Genomic DNA, 16,903 nt, shown 5'->3' on the forward strand with positions numbered 1-16,903 from the left:
GTCACATCAGCAACCCTGCGGCCGTCACGACGCTTTGTGCGATTTCGGACATCTTCTTCTTCTCGTTCATCGCCGTCTGGCGCAGCAGGGCGAATGCCTGTTCCTCCGAAAGGCCGCGCATCTTCATCAGGATGCCTTTGGCCCGCTCGACGACCTTGCGCTCTTCGAGCGCCGACTTTGCATCGGCGAGCTCCCGCTGCAGGCGGCTGAAGGCATTGAACCGGCTGACGGCCATATCGAGGATGGGTTTGACCCGCTCCTTCTTCAGCCCGTCGACGATATAGGCAGAGACGCCGGCATCAACGGCTGCTTCGATGGAAGCCGTATCGGATCGATCGACAAACATCGCGATCGGCCGACTGATCGTTCGTGTCAGCTGGAATAGGTGCTCCATCATGTCGCGGTTCGGGTTCTCGATGTCGATAATGATAACGTCCGGTTTCAGCGTTTCGATGATGCGCGCGACGCCCTGGACCTCGTGAATGACGGTGACGCGCGTGTGGCCGGCCTCCTGCAACCCCTCCTCGATGATCGAGGCGCGGATCGCATTTTCATCTATGACCAGAATTGTCAGGTCGAAACGGCTCATGCGCCGTTTATGACGCACCGCAATAAAACAGGCAAGTTAAAAGCCGCAAAATTAAGCATAAAAAACGGATGCACAAAAAATGCGCTTTCTAGAAATCCGCAACCTTCTTCAGGAGCTTCTCAACCATGCGCTCACCTATGGTTATGCCGGTCATCAGATGATCGAGCAGGCGCGGGCTATGGTGAAGAATGGCGATCTCGGCGAGATTCGCATCGTCAATCTGCAATTTGCACATGGTTTTCACAGTGCGCCGGTCGAGGATCAGAACCCTTCCACGCGTTGGCGCGTCGACAAACGCAGGCCCGAGCTATGTGCTCGGCGATGTTGGAACGCACCCGCTCTATATCTCGGAAGTGATCCTGCCGCATTTGACGATCAAGCAGTTGATGTGCGCCCGTCAGAGCTTTGTCAAAAGCCGCGCGCCGCTTGAAGACAATGCTGTTACGCTGATGGAATAGGACAACGGTGCTATCGCCACCGTCTGGTCGAGCGCCGTCAATGCGGGCTCCATGCACGGACAGAAGGTGCGCATCGTCGGCGAAAAGGCGAGCATCGAATGGTGGGACGAGCGGCCGAACCAGCTTTCCTACGAGGTCCAGGGAGAGCCGGCGCGCATTTTGGAACGTGGCATGGGCTATCTCTACCCCGGAGCAAGGATCGACGACTGCATCGGTGGCGGCCATCCAGAAGGCCTCTTTGAGGCTGGGCAAACCTCTACCGGCGCTTCGGATTCGCCATTAACAAGGAGCACGGTCTTGCACCGGAGGGCATCGAAGGCCTGGCGTTTCCGGGGATCGATGCGGGGCTCGAAGGCGTGCGCTGGGTGGAAAATTGCGTGCGCTCTGCCGATGCCGGCGGCGTGTGGGTAGACTATCTGTAACGTTTTGACTATGCGCGCTGGCGGGGCGAACGCGCCATCAGCTGCGCATAGGCAATCGCCGAAAGCATGTTGGCGTGGTTTGCCTTTCCGGTGCCAGCAATATCGAATGCGGTGCCGTGATCGACGGAGACGCGGTCGATCGGAAGGCCGAGCGACACATTGACGGCCGTTTCGAAGGCAACGAGCTTGATCGGAATGTGGCCCTGGTCGTGATACTGGGCAATCACCAGATCGAAGGCGCCGTTATAGGCACGCGCAAAGACGGTATCGGCCGAAATCGGGCCAACCACGTCAATGCCCTTGGCCTGAGCCAGTTCGACCGCAGGCGTGAGAAACTCCATGTCCTCCGTGCCGAAGAGGCCGTTTTCGCCGCAATGCGGGTTGATGCCGGCAACGGCGATCCGCGGTTTCTTGCCAAGGCGGACAAAGTGGTTATGGCCAGCTTCGATCGTTGCAATGACGCGGTCCGTCTTGGCGCGCTCTATGGCACCCCGCAGCGAGACATGCGTCGAAACATGGATCGTGTTGAGGCGGTCAGAGGCAAGCAGCATGAACGAACTCTTCGAGCCGGTCAGATGCGCAAGCAGGCCCGTGTGGCCGTCGAAGTGATGTCCGGCAAGGTTCATTGCCTCCTTGTTGATCGGCGCGGTGACGATGACGTCCGCATCGCCCGACATCGCAAGCTCGACGGCGCGGCTGATGTAACGAACGGATGCGTCGCCTGCGACGGGACTGATCTTTCCGATTTCGGGAAGGCTGCCGTCAAGCGCCACCTCCTCGACGGCAATGGTTGATCCGTCTTCCGATGCAGATGGCCCGAAGCGCAGGTCGATGCCGGTCGTGCGGCAGGCGCGCTCCAGTACTTTGCTATTGCCGACGATCACGAAATCGCGGCGCTCTTGTCTTGGCATTGCCGCAAGCGCCTTGACGATGACTTCCGGGCCAACGCCTGCCGGATCGCCGAGCGTGACTGCGACTTTTGCATTTTTGACCATCAGTCAAATTCCCTTTGAAAGGGCCGGCCTAGAAGGCGGCTTCATAGATCGAGCGGATGTCGTCGCGTGTCAGATCGCGCGGATTATTATCGAGCAGGCGGCGGATGGCAAAGGCATCGTTGGCCATCTGGTCGAGGCCGCTTTCCGGCACACCCAAACCCGACAGCTTCATCTCGATGCCGAGTTCCGCGCAGAACTCATAGGCGGCTGCGAAGACGGATTTGACCTCTTCCGAAGCGGGATGGCCGAGAGCTTCCATGACCGCCTTCGTCTTCGTCGGAGCGGACGGTGTGTTGAAGGCCAGCACATGCGGGAAGATCAGTGCGTTTGCAGCGCCATGCGCGACATGCCAGCGAGTGCCGAGCGGATAGGCGAGGGCGTGACCGCCCGCCGTATTGACCGGTCCCAGGCAGAAACCGCCATAAAGGGAGGCAAGTGACAAGCCAGCGCGCGCTTCTGCATCGGCACCGTCCCTGACAGCACGTGCCAGATATTTGCCAACGAGCCGCGTGCCTTCGATCGCGTAGATATCGATCATCGGATGCGCCTTGCGATTGGTAAACGCCTCCACGCAATGCGCCATTGCATCCACACCGGTCGCAGCCGTCGTGCGGGGCGGAACGGTAAAGGTCAGCGCCGGGTCGATGACGGCGATATCGGCGAGCATGTGGACGCTTTCGACGGCAAGTTTCGCCATCGTTTCAGGATCGGTCACCAGCGCGCGGATGCCCGCCTCGCTGCCGGTTCCGGATGTCGTTGGCACTTGTGCGAGCGCCACTTTGCGCGGCCCCTGAACCTTGTTCGGTCCGACGACCTCGCGCAGGCTTTGCGGCGAACCGGCGAGTACGGAGGCGAGCTTGGCAAGATCCATGGCGCTGCCGCCGCCGAAGCCGACGATGAGTTCCGCCCGGGCGGCGTTGGCGGCACTCAGCACCCTGTCGAGATTACTGATGTCGGGTTCCGGTGTGACATCGCCAAACACTGCGACCTCGCCTTGGATCGCGAGAGCATCGATGCGTGAAGCGTTGAAGGCATCCGAAATCACGAGCGTGCGGTGGTAGCCTTTCTCTGCGGCCCATTTGCCGAGTTTGCCAGCCGTGCCGATGCCGAACTCGATGATGTTCGGCCTGATGGTCGTGATAGGCGAACCCAGACTGGCCATGAAAGCGGCTCCTCCCTAACAGAAACGGCCGATCGCCGTCAATGATGTAAAGTTGTTATATCAGCTGCGCGTTTCTGGCAAGAAAAATGCTCAGACATTCGAAAGATCATGAAAAGTCTGGATGGGCGAAGTCGAAAACGGAGCGCGCACAAACTACATATCGATTTGAATTTGTTGTGTAATGACAAACGGCGCCGGCGCCGGTGCCGTGCGGGCACTATTGGAAAAGGCACCCCTGCGGTTTGAACGTATATTTGTCAATTATCGACGGTGACTTGACTAGCCGAGTGCCTCAGCCGGAAGCCGGACATATTTGATTGCCCGACGATAATAGGTATAGGCGATGTGCAGTGTTCCGTCCGGGCCTTCAACGATTGAGGGATAGGAGAATTCGCGATTGAGCGAATCCTTGGAATTGTTGCTCAGGCAATAGCCGTCGCCGGTATCGAGATCGGCAAGGCGATCGAAGTTTGCACCGCCATCGTCCGATACGGCAAGGCTGAGAGGCGCGCGCGGCACGCCCCATACTGCCTTGCGGCCCGATGTCACCGCCCCAGCGGCGTTCATTTCCATCTGATCGCTTTCGATCTCGTCGTAAAGCGATCTGCGTCGCGCGTTGGAAGTCTCGGCATTGCTGTGGTTGTAAACCATTGCAATCCTGCCGTCCTTCAGCAAAACAGCCTGGATGGACGAGTTGTTGTTCGGCAGGTTGATCGGACGTGGACGAGACCAGCTTTCGCCGTCGTCTTCGGACGCAGCCGAGAGGACGTTCTCCGAAAAGCGGTTGCGGAAGTAGGCTATCATCCTGCCTTTGCCAAGTGCCAGAATGTTCATATGGACTGCGCCGAGGCTGTCAGGAACGTCGGTCATCATCCAGGACTTCCCCTGATCGCGGGAAATCAGCACGCCTGCGGTGTCTGCATCGCCACTCCAGCGTTGACCCGGCAGACTGACGCAACGGAATGCCGGCAAAAGCCAGTCTCCTTTGGAGTTGACCACGATCGGTTGCCGGACGAAGGTTCCAGGCAGATCGCAAAGAAGCCGGACCGGCCCGAAGGTTTTTCCGTCGTCGTCGGATACTCGACATTTGACAACCGCGCCATCCTGATCGCCGGAGGTCTGCGATGTGTAAAGCAGCCACACGATCTTGTCAGGAGCCTTGAAAATCAAAGGGTTCTGCTCGGATTTTGAAGAATCGTCTGAAAGTTTCTGCGGCTCTGACCATTGCGTGGAGCCCGGGGCGAGCTTCGACATGTAAACCGATATGTCACCCATGCCCTCCATCGTGCCGCCGAACCAGACGCAGCTCAAGGTCCCGTCGGGGAGAAAGGCGAGGTTGGCGGCATGATTTTGGATGCACGGCGAGGGCAGGTAGGCGTCTGCGCGGCCAGCGTGAGCGGAATTCGGCTTGATGAGGCCGGTCATCAATGCGGGGACCTGTTGTGGCGGCAAAGCTGTCAGGCTCATGATGTTCTCCTTATGGCAGCTGCGCGTAGTTTTCGGACAAAGCCGCATACTCGGCGTCGTTGAGCGCTACCAGTGGCGGACGCGTGCGCTTCCACGCGCTGACGCCCGTCTTGAGGCCGACCATCGCCTTGATCGCCGGGATCTGCACATAGGAGTTCGAAAGCGTGCGATAGGCATTGATACGGTCTTGCGCCACATGGACCTCTGCGGCGCGTGCCGCGTCGTGAACGTGGTCATAGACGGTGCGGAGCGAAGAGGCGACCAAATTGGACGTAGCCGTAATACAGCCGGCACCACCTGCCTTCAACAAAGGTAGCAGCAATGGGTCTGCGCCGCAGAGCACCGAAAAGCCGGGATGGGCGGCGATGATTGCCTGCATGTTATTGAAATCGCCCGCCGATTCTTTGATGCCAACCACGGTTTCGGGGAAGGCTTCGACCAGTCTGCCGATCAATGGGATCGAGATCGGAATGCCGGAGACCTGCGGGATATGATAGAGAATGACGCGCAGGCGACTGTCGTTCACTCGGCTCAGAATCTGCAAATAAGCATTGAAGAGGCCATCGTCCGATACGCCCTTGTAGTAGAAGGGAGGCAACATCACGACCCTCGTCACTCCGAGTGAAAGCGCATGATTGGTGAGCTCGATGGTTTCGGGAATGGCGGCAACGCCGGTCCCCGGCAGAAGGTTTTCGGCTGGAATGCCGGCTTTCAGGGCCGCTTCAAGAATGGTGCGCCGTTCAGCGATCGAGAATGAGTTCGCTTCGCCCGTCGTGCCGAGAAGCGCCACACCGTGACATCCCTCGGAAAGCAGACGTTGGCAATGCTCGGTGAAAAGGCCAAGATCTGGGCTGCTGTCAGCGTTGAGAGGCGTGGTTGCGGCGCTGAAGACGCCTGTAATTTTATGATTGCTCATCTCTTCCTCCTCGTCAGAGCGACAGCGCCTTTATGCGTTTTTTGCCCCAGTGTTTTCGTTCATAGGATAAGTTGTTGTCAATCTTACAAGCTCTGTGTTGATGCCGAATTAAGCATAAGTGTCTGTTATAACGTCATAAAAATTCACATCAAGAATTTTGAAGCCTGAAATTCGAGTTTTTAATTGACAGATTTACATTGTCGCGCAACTCTGCGGCTCATTCCATCGCGCTGGCTCGGGGAGGGATTTCGAGGGCGCATTGAATGCTCATGGGAGGAGCAGATGACAATTCGCGAGCACCAGACTGTCTCACAAATTTCGCGCCGTGATGCGCTGAAGCTCGGCCTCGCGGCAGGCGTCGGCCTGACGATGTTCGGCATGAGCGCACGTGTTGTCATGGCCGAGGAAGGTCAGGTTCTGAAAGCCATCAATCCGGCTTTCGACCAGGATTGGTCGCCGCTGCGCGGCGGCGGCAGAACCTTCCGCTGGAATTCTTTCTGGTGGGCATCGCCGATGTATTTCGACACAGAAGGCAAGTTGCAGCCTTATGTATTCACCAGCTGGGAATCGTCCGACAACAAGGTCTGGACCTTCAAGATCGATCCGAAAGCTGTTTTTTCCGACGGCAGCAAGATCACGTCGGCGGATGTGAAGGGTTCATGGGAAGTGGCCTCGATGCCGAACACCAAGAGCCAGCGCGCCGACCAAGTGCTGAGCAAGGTGCAAGGCTACAAAGAGATCGGAGCCGGTTCCGGCACTGAGCTTACCGGGGTTGCAACGCCGGATGAAGGAACGGTCACTGTTACGCTCACGCAAGCTGACCCGATTTTCTTCATGCGCCTGGCAAACCATATTATTCCGGTGACCAAGGCGTCGCAGTCGAGAGGCAGCGACGGCGAGGAGATTGCCGACTGGTATAAGCCGGACAACAATGCCGTCTATTCGGGTCCTTTCAAGCTCACGAGCATCGACATCGACGCAGGGACTCTGACATTTGAGCCGAACGAGAATTTCTTCGGTGCGAAGCCGAAGCTTGCTCGCATCGAGATCAGCTCGATCGAAGACAACGTGACGGCGACTTCGCTCATCAATTCCGGTGAATACAACGTCCACACGGAACTCGTCACCTCGACGATTATCCAGGATCTCGGCCCGGAGTTTTCGGCAGGCCCGATCATTCCTACGAGCCAGCACTTCTGGTTCAACACCTCGCGTGCACCGATGAACCATCCGAAGGTGCGTCAGGCACTGATCATGGCGGTTGATCGCGACGGTCTTTTCAAGGCGTCTTATCCGGATGGGCCGCACAAGAAGGCAGACCAGATCCTGAATTCCGTGCCAGGTGCGGACGGCTCCGGATTCGAACCCTATCCCTTTGATCCGGAAGGCGCAAAGAAGCTGCTTGCTGAATCGAGCTATGGTGGTCCCGAGCGGCTGCCGAAGATCATGTTCGTCGGCGTCTCGGCGCCCGCGATCCAGGCAGCTGCCCAGTTCATCGCGGAACAGTGGCGCCAGAACCTCGGCATTACCGCAGTCGACATGAAGCCGCAGCAGGACGCCTATGCCGGGCCCGACCAGAACTCGGTTCAGATTTTCCGCGACGATGTCGGCACGCGCGTCCCGGATGCCGTTTCCTATCTTGCCGGTTCCATCGCCTCCACGTCCTCGAACGCCCAGAACAAGCTCGGCGGTTACAAGAACGACAAGGTGGACAGCCTGCTTGCCGAAGCCGCGACCAAGGCTGCCGACGACCCGCAGCGCGTGAAACTGGCGCAGGAGGCTCAAAAGGCGTTCCGCGACGATTGGGTTTTCATTCCATGGTATTCTCAGGCGATGTCCCGCTGGGCGACGAAGGAGGTCAAGGGCATGGAGAAGAACCTCGACTGGCAAGTCGTTGCACCATGGGACATTTCCATCGGCCAAGCATGACGGCTTTCGCCGATCTTTGTAGCTGAACAGCAACCGCGAAGACCATGAGGCCTTCGCGCATGTTCAAGCAGAAGGCGCGGTTGTCCGCGGCGACCCCTGTGAAAACTGCGCCGAACAACAGGTGGAGGTGGCTTTGTTTCGCTACGTGTTAACGCGGTTTGCCATCTGGATTCCGTCCGTCCTTGTCGTGATGATGGCGGTTTATGCGATGGCATTTTACGGTGCCGGCGATCCGATCAAGCTGATCTTTCTTCGTGCACCGGGCGACGTCGCCTATAATCCGGAGCGTATCGAAGCCATTCGAGAGAGCGCCGGCCTCAACAAACCATTCATCGAGCAGTTCGGCTTTTACATCTGGAACCTGCTGCATGGCCAGTTCGGCAATTCGCTGACCTCGGGCCGCTCGGTCTGGGCGATGGTTTCGGCAGCCGCCCCCGTTTCCTTCAAACTGGCGCTCTGTTCCATCATATTGACAGCGGTCGTCGCCATCCCCCTCGGCATGATCGCAGCGCTCAATCAGAATTCCAAGCTCGACTATACGATCCTCGGCTCGGCCCTGTTCTTATGGGCAATTCCTGCCTATGTCGCCGGCCCGCTGCTCATGGTCGGGTTGATCGTCTTCCTGCCGATGATCAAGGTTCCCTACGGCTGGGGCGGTATCTTTGATGTCCGCATTCTGCTGCCCCTGATTGTTTTGTCCTTTCAGCCGATCGCGCTTATCGTACGCCAGACGCGTGCGGCAGTCATTGAAGTGCTGTCGGAGGACTTTGTACGCACGGCACGCGCCAAGGGCGTGCCGGAAATCGTCGTCGCTCTCAGGCATATCCTGCGCCCGGTGCTGACCCCGGTCGTCACCCAGCTCGGGCTCATCATGATCACCATCGTCAACGGTGCGATCTTCGTCGAACTGGTCTTCGGCCTACCCGGCCTCGGCCGCCTGACCGTGCAGGCGCTCACGAATTCCGATTATCCCGTCATCCTGGCGATCACGCTCATCGGATCCTTCCTAGTCATGGTCTCGAACCTTCTGGTCGATGTTCTCTATCCGCTGCTTGACCCACGCGCCAACGATGCAAGAAGGAGCCGCTGACAATGTCCGCCGTCCCCCTCTCGACGATCGAGACCGCCGAAGAACCGCCGGTCAGCCTGTGGCGCGATGCCTGGTTCCGCCTGAAGCGCAACAGACTTGCCCTTTTCGGCCTCGCCGTTGTCCTTGTGCTGGCCCTCGCAGCGGTCTTGGGACCATACCTTACGCCCTATGACTACCTGGGCCAGGACCTTGGGGCCCGCAACGCCGCGCCCTCGCTGACACATCTATTCGGCACCGATGATCTTGGCCGGGATGTCTTCAGCCGCGTCGTCTACGGCACACGCACTGCCTTTCTCGTCGCCGTGATCGTCACGCTCGTCGCCGTTCTGATCGGACTGACCCTCGGCGCTGTCGCTGGCTTCTTCGGTGATCCGTTTGATCGCGTCCTGATGTGGCTGACCGATGTCACCATGTCCGTGCCGAACCTGCTCCTGGTCGTCGTCATCAACGCTTCGCTGAAATCGCCGATAACCAACTGGATGGAGGCCCGCTACCTGGAGACGCTCAATCCTTTTTATCGTCAGACGGTTTGGGTGGATTTCATCCTGGTTTTCGGCTCAATGGCCCTGATCGCCTGGCCGCCTTACGCCCGTCTCGTCCGCGCCCAGGTCCTGTCGATCCGCAGCCGGCCCTATATCACGGCGGCGCAGGCGCTCGGCCTTTCGAACTGGATCGTCATCAAGCGCTACGTCATTCCGAATGCGCTCGGTCCGCTGATCGTTTCCGTCAGCGCCGGTCTCGGTACGGCGATGGTGCTTGAAAGCGCCTTCAGCTTCCTCGGTGTCGGCGTCAATCCGCCCACGCCCAGCTGGGGTAACATGATCTCTGATGGCCTGCGTGTCTGGCAGCATTATCCGCACCTACTTGCCGCGCCGGCGGCTGTGCTTGGCCTTGCCTCGGTTGCTTTCAGCTTCCTGGGCGACGGTCTCAATGACGCGCTCAATCCGCGGGGCAGCAAGTAATGAACACGACGACCATTGAACGCCTTCTGGACGTGCGCGACCTCACCGTCGAGATCGAGACACGCCGCGGTACCGCCGTCGTGGTCGATGGCATCGATCTTTACGTCAACAAGGGCGAAACGCTCGGCGTCGTCGGCGAGTCCGGCTGCGGCAAGAGCTTGACGATGCTGAGCCTGATGCGGCTCCTGCCAAACAAGATCAAGGTCGCCAGGGGCACGGCATATTTCGACGGACGCGATCTGCAGACGATGTCGAACGCCGATTTGCGGAAGGTGCGGGGTGGTGACATCGGCTTCGTCTTCCAGGATCCGATGACCTCGCTCAATCCGGTGATGCGTGTCGGCGACCAGATCTGCGAACCGCTGATCTATCATCGCAAGATGAGCAAGGCAGATGCCCGCGTACGGGCGGTCGAACTCCTGCGACTGGTCGGTATTCCCGGCCCTGAGGAACGCCTGATGGCCTACCCGCATGAGCTTTCCGGCGGCATGCGCCAGCGCGTGATGATCGCAATCGGCCTTGCCTGCAATCCGAAGCTTCTGATCGCCGACGAACCGACCACGGCGCTCGACGTCACGATCCAGGCCCAGATCGTCGATCTCGTGAAGGAGCTGCGGGCCAAGCTTGGCATGTCGGTCGTGTGGATCACGCACGATCTGGCGCTGATTGCAGGTCTCGTCGATCGCGTGGCCGTGCTTTATGCCGGCACTGTCGTTGAAGATGCGCCGGTCGATGAGCTCTATGCCCGGCCGAGCCATCCTTATACGCGAGGGCTGCTTGCGTCGATCCCTAAGCTTTCGGATGCGCCTGCAAGCCGTCTAAGTTCGATTGGGGGAACACCGCCTGAGCCCGGCCGCCGTCCGAAGGGGTGTCCGTTTGCCCCGCGCTGTCCGCTTGTCGAGGCGATCTGCCACGAGCGCGTTCCGAAGCTTGAACCTTTGGCTGGAGCCGCCAACCACCGCGCCGCATGTTTTGTGGTCCAGAAAATGCAGGAGGCTGCGTGATGGGCGCGGAACCGCTTCTTAAGATCGAAAACCTGGTCAAGCACTTCCACGTCAAGCTCGGCGCTTTCGGCGAGCGCTCGGCAACCGTCTATGCGCTCGACAACGTCAATCTGGATATCATGGAAGGCGAGACCTTGAGCCTTGTCGGGGAATCTGGTTGCGGCAAATCGACAACCGGATTCACGATCCTCAATCTCTACAAGGCGACGAGCGGCAAGGTTGTCTACAAGGGTCAGGATCTGTCGAGGCTTGGCGAAAAGGAAATGCGGCCATTCCGCCGCGACCTGCAGATCGTCTTTCAAGATCCCTATTCGACGCTCAATCCGCGTATGACGATCGGCGAGGCGATCGGCGAACCGATCCTCTTCCACAAGTTGTGCGCCAAGGCCGAGCTCAAGGACAGGGTCGCAACCCTCCTGAGTGATGTAGGGCTGCCGACGCGCTTTGCGCAGCGTTATCCGCATGAGCTTTCAGGTGGCCAGCGCCAGCGCGTCGTCATCGCGCGTGCGCTTGCCTGCCAGCCGAAATTCATCGTCTGCGACGAGGCAATCTCAGCGCTCGACGTGTCGATCCAGGCACAGATCATCAATCTGCTGCTCGACCTGCAGGAAAAATACAGCCTCACATATCTCTTCATCGCGCATGACCTGGCGGTCGTCCGCCATATCAGCACGCGCGTCGGCGTCATGTATCTCGGCCGGCTTGCCGAGCTTGCCAGCCGCGAAGAGCTGTTCGGTAATCCGCTGCATCCCTATACGAAGGCGCTACTTTCGGCCGTGCCGGAAACCGATCCTTCTCACGAGCGAAGCCGCAAGCGCCAGATCCTGCAGGGTGACGTTCCAAGTCCGCTCGACCCGCCGCCCGGCTGCCGCTTCCACACCCGCTGCCCGATCGCAATCGATGTCTGCAGCAGGCTCGTTCCGGAATGGAAGGAAGCAAAACCCGGCCATCTCGTTGCCTGCCACGCCGTCAATACGGGACAGACGACATGACGCTGAAAGTCGCCATCATTGCCGACGATCTGACCGGGGCGCTCGATACGGGCACGCCGTTCGTGAAGGCAGGGCTTGCGGTTGCGGTTGCCATTGATGTCGAGGCGGCAAAAGAGGCGATTGCGATGAGCGCCGATGTCGTCGTGATCAACACAGCCTCGCGTGCTCTTGCCGAGGATGCCGCCGCACACAGGGTGCGGCTCGCAGCAGAGGTCTTGCTGCCCGCCGAACCTGCGATCGTCATGAAGAAGATCGATTCCAGGTTAAAAGGCAACGTCGCTGCCGAAAGCTCGGCCCTTGCCGAGGTATTCGCCTTCAAGTCGGTTCTGGTCGCGCCGGCGGTTCCAGATCAGGAGCGCTTTACCTATCGCGGCTGCGTCGTCGGGCGCGGTGTCGATAATCCGATCCCGGTTGCCGAGCTTTTTGCCAACCATTCGCAAACAGTTGCTGTTGCAGATGCCGAGGACGATATTGACCTCGACTCTATCGCCGGCGAAAATGATTGGCGTTCGGTTCTTGCCGTCGGCGCGCGTGGCCTTGGCGCGGCCCTGGCCCGACGCCTGGGTAAAGCAGGCGGGCAAAGCCAAACCTTTGAGCCGGCCCGCAAGACGCTCTTTGCCTTCGGTTCCCGCGATCCGATTACGGCCCAGCAGATGGACCGCCTTGAGGCATCCGGTGCCTTGCGCACGGTCGCCGACGCACCGATGGGGGTTGTGGAATGCGGCGAAGGCTTGGCGCTGCCGGCTCTGCTTCGCTGTAGCGGCGAAATAGCAGATGATGCTGCAGCCGTAGCGCATCGCTTTGCGAAAGGCGTAAAATCGGCCATGGACGATACGCGGCCGGATATATTGATGGTTGGCGGTGGTGATACTGCGCTTGCGGTGTTTCGCGAGCTTGGTATCCGCCTCCTTGTCCCGAAAGGTGAAATCGAGGCAGGTGTGCCGTGGTTCGACGTTACAGCCGCAGACGGGCGGCATCTCCGTTCTGCGGTAAAGTCCGGGGGCTTCGGCAGCGCCGATAGTTTGCTAAGACTGATTGTGCGGAATCAGGCGGCGTAGCGGATGCCGGCGGGGAGAATGAACGTGGATGAAGCAAATGGCGCATCTTTGAACGCGGGCACCGGCCCAGCTGCAAAGCCAGAACGCGGAAAGGCCGTGAAGCTGGTCGATCGCGTCTTCGACCAGCTTCTGGAGCGTATTCGCGCCGGAAACTATCCTCCTGATTCACGCTTGCCGGGAGAGCATGAACTGGCTTCGATGCTCGGCGTATCGCGCCCGATCGTTCGCGACGCGCTCGCACGCTTGCGCGACCAGGGCATGGTTTATGCCCGACAGGGGGCAGGAACCTTCGTCAGCGCCCACGGTTCGCCTGCCGCGCAACTGGCATACTCGCCTGTCAAGACGATCGCGGACATTCAGCGTTGCTACGAATTCCGCCTGACGATCGAGCCCGCGGCGGCCTACTTCGCCGCCAAACGCCGCGACAGTGCAGCGCTTGAGAAGATCGCAACAGCGCTTGCGGACCTTCGCGAGGCGACGAATCACCAGCTTCATCGAACGGACGCCGATTTCCTGTTTCATCGGGCTGTCACTGAGGCTGCGAACAATCACTATTATACGGCCTCCATGGACGCCCTCAAACCGCATATCGCGGTCGGTATGCATCTGCATGGGCTCTCGCTTCTCGGCCCCCGACAAGGGCTTCAGAAAGTGTTTCAGGAACACGATGAAATCTACAAGGCAATTGCCGACGGCCGGGCAGACGACGCCCGGGATCTGATGCAGGCCCATCTTGAAGGATCGAGAGATCGCCTCTTCGAGGGCCGGGTTCTCGACCTTTCCTTTTAGGCATCAGCGACGCTGCACGGAGGTCTGTCGCTGCCACGGTTTGCGATCGACACTTTCGTCTGCGCTCCTGCTCATGGAAAAGACAAAACAGTCTCTATTGGCGCGTGCCCGTTTGCGCTTGCACATGCTACGATATTGTTTCCTTCAACAGTTAGGGACGATAAACTCATGACGGGCCAAGATGGCAGTATTCTTGATTATGTCGGGATTCTTGCCGTGTTTTTTCTCGTAGGCGCCAACGGTTTCTTCGTGGCTGCCGAATTCGCATTGGTTTCCGTCAGGCGCAGCCGCGTGGCCGAGCTCGTGACCGCCGGACGTATGAACGCTTCAGCGCTTCAGCGGGCCGTGGACAGCCTCGATGCAAATCTTGCGGCCACACAGCTCGGCATAACGATCTCTTCGCTCGCTCTGGGCTGGGTCGGCGAACCGGCCCTGGCGCATCTGATCGAGCCGCTATTGGCATGGCTGCCCGGTGACTGGGCCAGGACAGGCTCTCATGCCATCGCAGTCGTCATTGCGTTCGTGATCATAACGGCGCTTCACATCGTGCTTGGCGAACTGGCGCCGAAGAGCCTCGCTCTCCAGCGTAGCGAGGGAACGTCATTGGCCGTGGTCCGGCCGCTTGGGTTCTTTCTTATCATATTCAAGCCGGCGATATTTGCCCTCAATGGTATGGGTAACCTCGTGCTTCGTGCTTTCGGCCTTCATGCCGGAACTGGCGAATCCTCCTTCCATTCACCGCAAGAGCTGAAGTTGCTGGTGGCCGAAAGCCAGGAGGCGGGTCTTCTCAACCAGGTGCAGCAGCAGCTCGTCGAGCGCGTGCTCAATATCGGCGAGAGACCAATCTCCGACGTCATGACACCGCGTCTCGATGTCGAGTGGTTCGACGCCGACGACAGCGAGGCAGAAATCCTGAGGACGATTAGGGAATGCAGGCACGAACAGCTTCTCGTCGCTCGCGGCTCAATCGACGAGCCGATCGGGATGGTTCTTAAGAAGGACCTGCTCGATCAAGTTTTGGACGGCGGCAAGATCCGGCCGATGGATGTCATCAAGCAGCCGCTGGTGCTTCACGAAGGAACCTCGGTGGTCCGCGTGCTCAGCAGCTTCAAGGCGTCACCGGTCCACCTCGCTATCGTCATCGACGAATATGGCAGTCTGGAGGGGATTGTCACGCAAACGGACTTGCTGGAGGCGATCGCCGGGGAACTGCCGGGGTCCGACGAGGAACCGGCTATCGTCGTTCGCGAAGACGGCTCACTGCTTGTTGATGCAATGATGCCGGCCTTCGACGCTTTCGAAAAACTAGGCCTGCGCAATAAACCGGATGCTGATTTCCATACGCTTGCGGGCTTTGCCCTTCATCAGCTCCAGCACATCCCGGAGACCGGTGAGGTTTTCGAGTTTGACGGATGGCGATTCGAGGTCATCGATATGGATGGTATGCGCATCGACAAGATCTTGGCGACGCGCAGTTCGACGCAAGGAGCGGATATCTAGGCTGGCTGCCATTGCCGATGCCAGATGACTGATCCGATGTATCCGATCGCCAACGACTTTTGAAATCTCTACCGCAACTGCAATTATGCCTGCCATTATCAGGTTTCATAAACTCGGTTCCCGGCGATTAGACGCTGCATCTGGAGCTCCGGCACCTGCGGTTCATAGATGCCAATCAATCGCCGGGCAGAAAGAAATTTCCCTGTCGTCCATTACGGGAAATCCTCATTCCTTTTATCTATTAAATTTATAGACAATAGTCTGTTTCACCATTCAAATCGGAAAGGAAAACAGATGGCCGCTTTGCGACTGGTCGGAATTGCCGGCAGCTTCAATCGTCCTTCGAAGACCTACGCACTCGTTGAAGACGTTGCGGATCGCGCGGCTCAAAGATATGGCTTCGAGCGTACCGTTTATGATCTGCACGATGTTGGCCCATCGCTCGGCCGTGCGTTATGGCGAAAGGACCTGGACGATCAGGCGAGGGGCGTCATCGACGCGATCGTCAGCGCTGACGTTTTGATCGTCGGCTCACCGACTTATAAGGGATCCTATCCCGGTCTGTTCAAACATTTGATCGACCTTATCGACCCCGATGAATTGCGCGCAAAGCCGATCATCATCACGGCAACTGGCGGCGGAGACCGGCATGCTCTGATGGTCGAGCATCAACTGCGGCCGCTCTTCGGGTTCTTCATGTCCCACACTCTGCCGACGGCCGTCTATGGATCGGACCGCGATTTCGCGGACTACAGGGTTTCTTCGGAGCCACTGTCCAAGAGGATTGGCGAAGTTGTGAGCGAACTTGCAGCTTTCTTTCCCGCAGACGACACGATCCTCGCGGCCGCCGAATAACGTTTAACGCTTGATATCCTCGCGGGATAAAGAGTGATCCGATGCAGACAACCCGGTGCACGGCCGCAATCATATGCCGCAGCAAGTCGAGGTTTGAGTTACGAAGAGGCGTGTCGCGATGAGCCGAATACTCATTCTACCCGGCCTCTTCGGTTCAGGCGAGGGGCACTGGCAGCACCATTGGTTGAGGGAGCATCCGGACAGCCGGCTTGTCGAACAGGACGATTGGGATCGGCCCCGCTTGCACGACTGGATGCTCAGACTTGAGGAGACACTAGCCGAGGAGGACGATGCCTATATTGTCGCTCACAGTCTCGGTTGCCTTTTGGCGGCTCAGTTGGCAGGTCGGCCATCGGCTCGGCGCGTCAGAGGAGCCCTTCTTGTTGCGCCATGCGATCTGCCTTCGACAGAAGCACTCCACCCCGGCCACCTCGACTTTGGCACGATGCCGACCAAGGCGCTTCCATTTGCGAGCATCGTCGTCGGAAGTCTCAACGATATCTATATAAGCCTTGACCGGTTGACGATGTTTGCGCGCCTCTGGAAATCCGACCTCAGGAACATCGGATTGGCCGGACATATCAATGTTGCAAGCGGATTCGGGCGCTGGCCGAGCGGGTATGGCCTTTTGACAGCGTTGAAGAGCCGAACCCGCCACCGGCGGCAGGTTGAAGGCACGCGATCGGTCACCAATGTTTGAAGCGTGCTGCCGCAA

15 protein-coding genes and 1 pseudogene are annotated in these 16,903 nt (G+C 58.8%); 11 read left to right on the plus strand and 5 right to left on the minus strand.

The features are described 5' to 3' along the window. Position 1: 1 nt before the first annotated feature. On the minus strand, positions 2 to 589 hold the full coding sequence (locus ACZ9DP_RS06465) for an ANTAR domain-containing response regulator (RefSeq protein WP_040115676.1): 588 nt from the start codon (positions 587 to 589) through the stop codon (positions 2 to 4). 130 nt (positions 590 to 719) lie between these two features. On the opposite strand from ACZ9DP_RS06465, the pseudogene ACZ9DP_RS06470 reads away from it, so the two are divergent. After that, positions 720 to 1,469: pseudogene (locus tag ACZ9DP_RS06470) on the plus strand (Gfo/Idh/MocA family oxidoreductase); the annotation flags it as partial. An 8-nt stretch (positions 1,470 to 1,477) separates the two neighbouring features. Here the strand turns inward: ACZ9DP_RS06470 and pdxA are convergent. From pdxA to ACZ9DP_RS06490, 4 genes are all read right to left on the minus strand, one after another. Then, on the minus strand, positions 1,478 to 2,464 hold the full coding sequence (gene pdxA, locus ACZ9DP_RS06475) for a 4-hydroxythreonine-4-phosphate dehydrogenase PdxA (RefSeq protein WP_074072118.1): 987 nt from the start codon (positions 2,462 to 2,464) through the stop codon (positions 1,478 to 1,480). A 28-nt stretch (positions 2,465 to 2,492) separates the two neighbouring features. Next, a complete protein-coding gene (locus ACZ9DP_RS06480; protein WP_194730993.1) occupies positions 2,493 to 3,626 on the minus strand; it encodes an iron-containing alcohol dehydrogenase in 1,134 nt (377 codons plus the stop codon). Positions 3,627 to 3,905: 279 nt separating this feature from the next. Then, a complete protein-coding gene (locus ACZ9DP_RS06485; RefSeq protein WP_476200843.1) occupies positions 3,906 to 5,093 on the minus strand; it encodes a sialidase family protein in 1,188 nt (395 codons plus the stop codon). Positions 5,094 to 5,103: 10 nt separating this feature from the next. Then, positions 5,104 to 6,009: a dihydrodipicolinate synthase family protein gene (locus tag ACZ9DP_RS06490; protein WP_476200845.1), complete on the minus strand. Its 906-nt coding sequence runs from the start codon at positions 6,007 to 6,009 to the stop codon at positions 5,104 to 5,106. A gap of 282 nt (positions 6,010 to 6,291) precedes the next feature. On the opposite strand from ACZ9DP_RS06490, the gene ACZ9DP_RS06495 reads away from it, so the two are divergent. The 10 genes from ACZ9DP_RS06495 to ACZ9DP_RS06540 all read left to right on the plus strand — a co-directional run bounded on the left by ACZ9DP_RS06495 (position 6,292) and on the right by ACZ9DP_RS06540 (position 16,888). Then, positions 6,292 to 7,938 (plus strand): ABC transporter substrate-binding protein, encoded by a 1,647-nt coding sequence (locus ACZ9DP_RS06495; protein WP_476200847.1) that lies wholly within the window; start codon positions 6,292 to 6,294, stop codon positions 7,936 to 7,938. A gap of 133 nt (positions 7,939 to 8,071) precedes the next feature. Further along, positions 8,072 to 9,028, plus strand: coding sequence for an ABC transporter permease (locus ACZ9DP_RS06500; protein ID WP_028739795.1), 957 nt, complete (start codon positions 8,072 to 8,074; stop codon positions 9,026 to 9,028). A 2-nt stretch (positions 9,029 to 9,030) separates the two neighbouring features. After that, on the plus strand, positions 9,031 to 9,990 hold the full coding sequence (locus ACZ9DP_RS06505) for an ABC transporter permease (protein WP_074072113.1): 960 nt from the start codon (positions 9,031 to 9,033) through the stop codon (positions 9,988 to 9,990). Continuing rightward, on the plus strand, positions 9,990 to 10,994 hold the full coding sequence (locus tag ACZ9DP_RS06510; RefSeq protein WP_239600486.1) for an ABC transporter ATP-binding protein: 1,005 nt from the start codon (positions 9,990 to 9,992) through the stop codon (positions 10,992 to 10,994). The genes ACZ9DP_RS06505 and ACZ9DP_RS06510 overlap by 1 nt, the downstream gene beginning before the upstream one ends. Further along, positions 10,994 to 11,986, plus strand: a complete 993-nt coding sequence (locus tag ACZ9DP_RS06515; RefSeq protein ID WP_283072609.1) for an ABC transporter ATP-binding protein — start codon at positions 10,994 to 10,996, stop codon at positions 11,984 to 11,986. Before ACZ9DP_RS06510 ends, ACZ9DP_RS06515 begins: the two co-directional genes overlap by 1 nt. Beyond that, positions 11,983 to 13,044 carry a four-carbon acid sugar kinase family protein gene (locus tag ACZ9DP_RS06520; protein WP_476200849.1) on the plus strand — a complete coding sequence of 354 codons (1,062 nt, stop codon included), beginning with the start codon at positions 11,983 to 11,985 and terminating at the stop codon, positions 13,042 to 13,044. The genes ACZ9DP_RS06515 and ACZ9DP_RS06520 overlap by 4 nt, the downstream gene beginning before the upstream one ends. Positions 13,045 to 13,068: 24 nt before the next feature. Further along, complete coding sequence (locus ACZ9DP_RS06525; RefSeq protein ID WP_194731001.1) at positions 13,069 to 13,833, plus strand: FadR/GntR family transcriptional regulator; 765 nt, start codon at positions 13,069 to 13,071, stop codon at positions 13,831 to 13,833. 168 nt (positions 13,834 to 14,001) lie between these two features. After that, positions 14,002 to 15,333: a hemolysin family protein gene (locus ACZ9DP_RS06530; RefSeq protein WP_476200851.1), complete on the plus strand. Its 1,332-nt coding sequence runs from the start codon at positions 14,002 to 14,004 to the stop codon at positions 15,331 to 15,333. Between the two features lie 294 nt (positions 15,334 to 15,627). Continuing rightward, a complete protein-coding gene (msuE, locus tag ACZ9DP_RS06535) occupies positions 15,628 to 16,188 on the plus strand; it encodes an FMN reductase (RefSeq protein WP_476200853.1) in 561 nt (186 codons plus the stop codon). Positions 16,189 to 16,306: 118 nt separating this feature from the next. Then, positions 16,307 to 16,888 (plus strand): RBBP9/YdeN family alpha/beta hydrolase, encoded by a 582-nt coding sequence (locus tag ACZ9DP_RS06540; protein ID WP_476200854.1) that lies wholly within the window; start codon positions 16,307 to 16,309, stop codon positions 16,886 to 16,888. Positions 16,889 to 16,903 lie beyond the last annotated feature (15 nt).

The sequence above is a fragment of the Rhizobium sp. USDA 4016 genome (assembly GCF_056279705.1).

Excerpts from the sequence above, each read along its gene's own strand:
- ACZ9DP_RS06465 (WP_040115676.1), bottom strand. The coding sequence starts at position 589 with ATGAGCCGTTTCGACCTGACAATTCTGGTCATAGATGAAAATGCGATC.
- pdxA (WP_074072118.1), bottom strand. The coding sequence starts at position 2,464 with ATGGTCAAAAATGCAAAAGTCGCAGTCACGCTCGGCGATCCGGCAGGC.
- ACZ9DP_RS06480 (WP_194730993.1), bottom strand. The coding sequence starts at position 3,626 with ATGGCCAGTCTGGGTTCGCCTATCACGACCATCAGGCCGAACATCATC.
- ACZ9DP_RS06485 (WP_476200843.1), bottom strand. The coding sequence starts at position 5,093 with ATGAGCCTGACAGCTTTGCCGCCACAACAGGTCCCCGCATTGATGACC.
- ACZ9DP_RS06490 (WP_476200845.1), bottom strand. The coding sequence starts at position 6,009 with ATGAGCAATCATAAAATTACAGGCGTCTTCAGCGCCGCAACCACGCCT.
- ACZ9DP_RS06495 (WP_476200847.1), top strand. The coding sequence starts at position 6,292 with ATGACAATTCGCGAGCACCAGACTGTCTCACAAATTTCGCGCCGTGAT.
- ACZ9DP_RS06505 (WP_074072113.1), top strand. The coding sequence starts at position 9,031 with ATGTCCGCCGTCCCCCTCTCGACGATCGAGACCGCCGAAGAACCGCCG.
- ACZ9DP_RS06510 (WP_239600486.1), top strand. The coding sequence starts at position 9,990 with ATGAACACGACGACCATTGAACGCCTTCTGGACGTGCGCGACCTCACC.
- ACZ9DP_RS06515 (WP_283072609.1), top strand. The coding sequence starts at position 10,994 with ATGGGCGCGGAACCGCTTCTTAAGATCGAAAACCTGGTCAAGCACTTC.
- ACZ9DP_RS06520 (WP_476200849.1), top strand. The coding sequence starts at position 11,983 with ATGACGCTGAAAGTCGCCATCATTGCCGACGATCTGACCGGGGCGCTC.
- ACZ9DP_RS06530 (WP_476200851.1), top strand. The coding sequence starts at position 14,002 with ATGACGGGCCAAGATGGCAGTATTCTTGATTATGTCGGGATTCTTGCC.
- msuE (WP_476200853.1), top strand. The coding sequence starts at position 15,628 with ATGGCCGCTTTGCGACTGGTCGGAATTGCCGGCAGCTTCAATCGTCCT.
- ACZ9DP_RS06540 (WP_476200854.1), top strand. The coding sequence starts at position 16,307 with ATGAGCCGAATACTCATTCTACCCGGCCTCTTCGGTTCAGGCGAGGGG.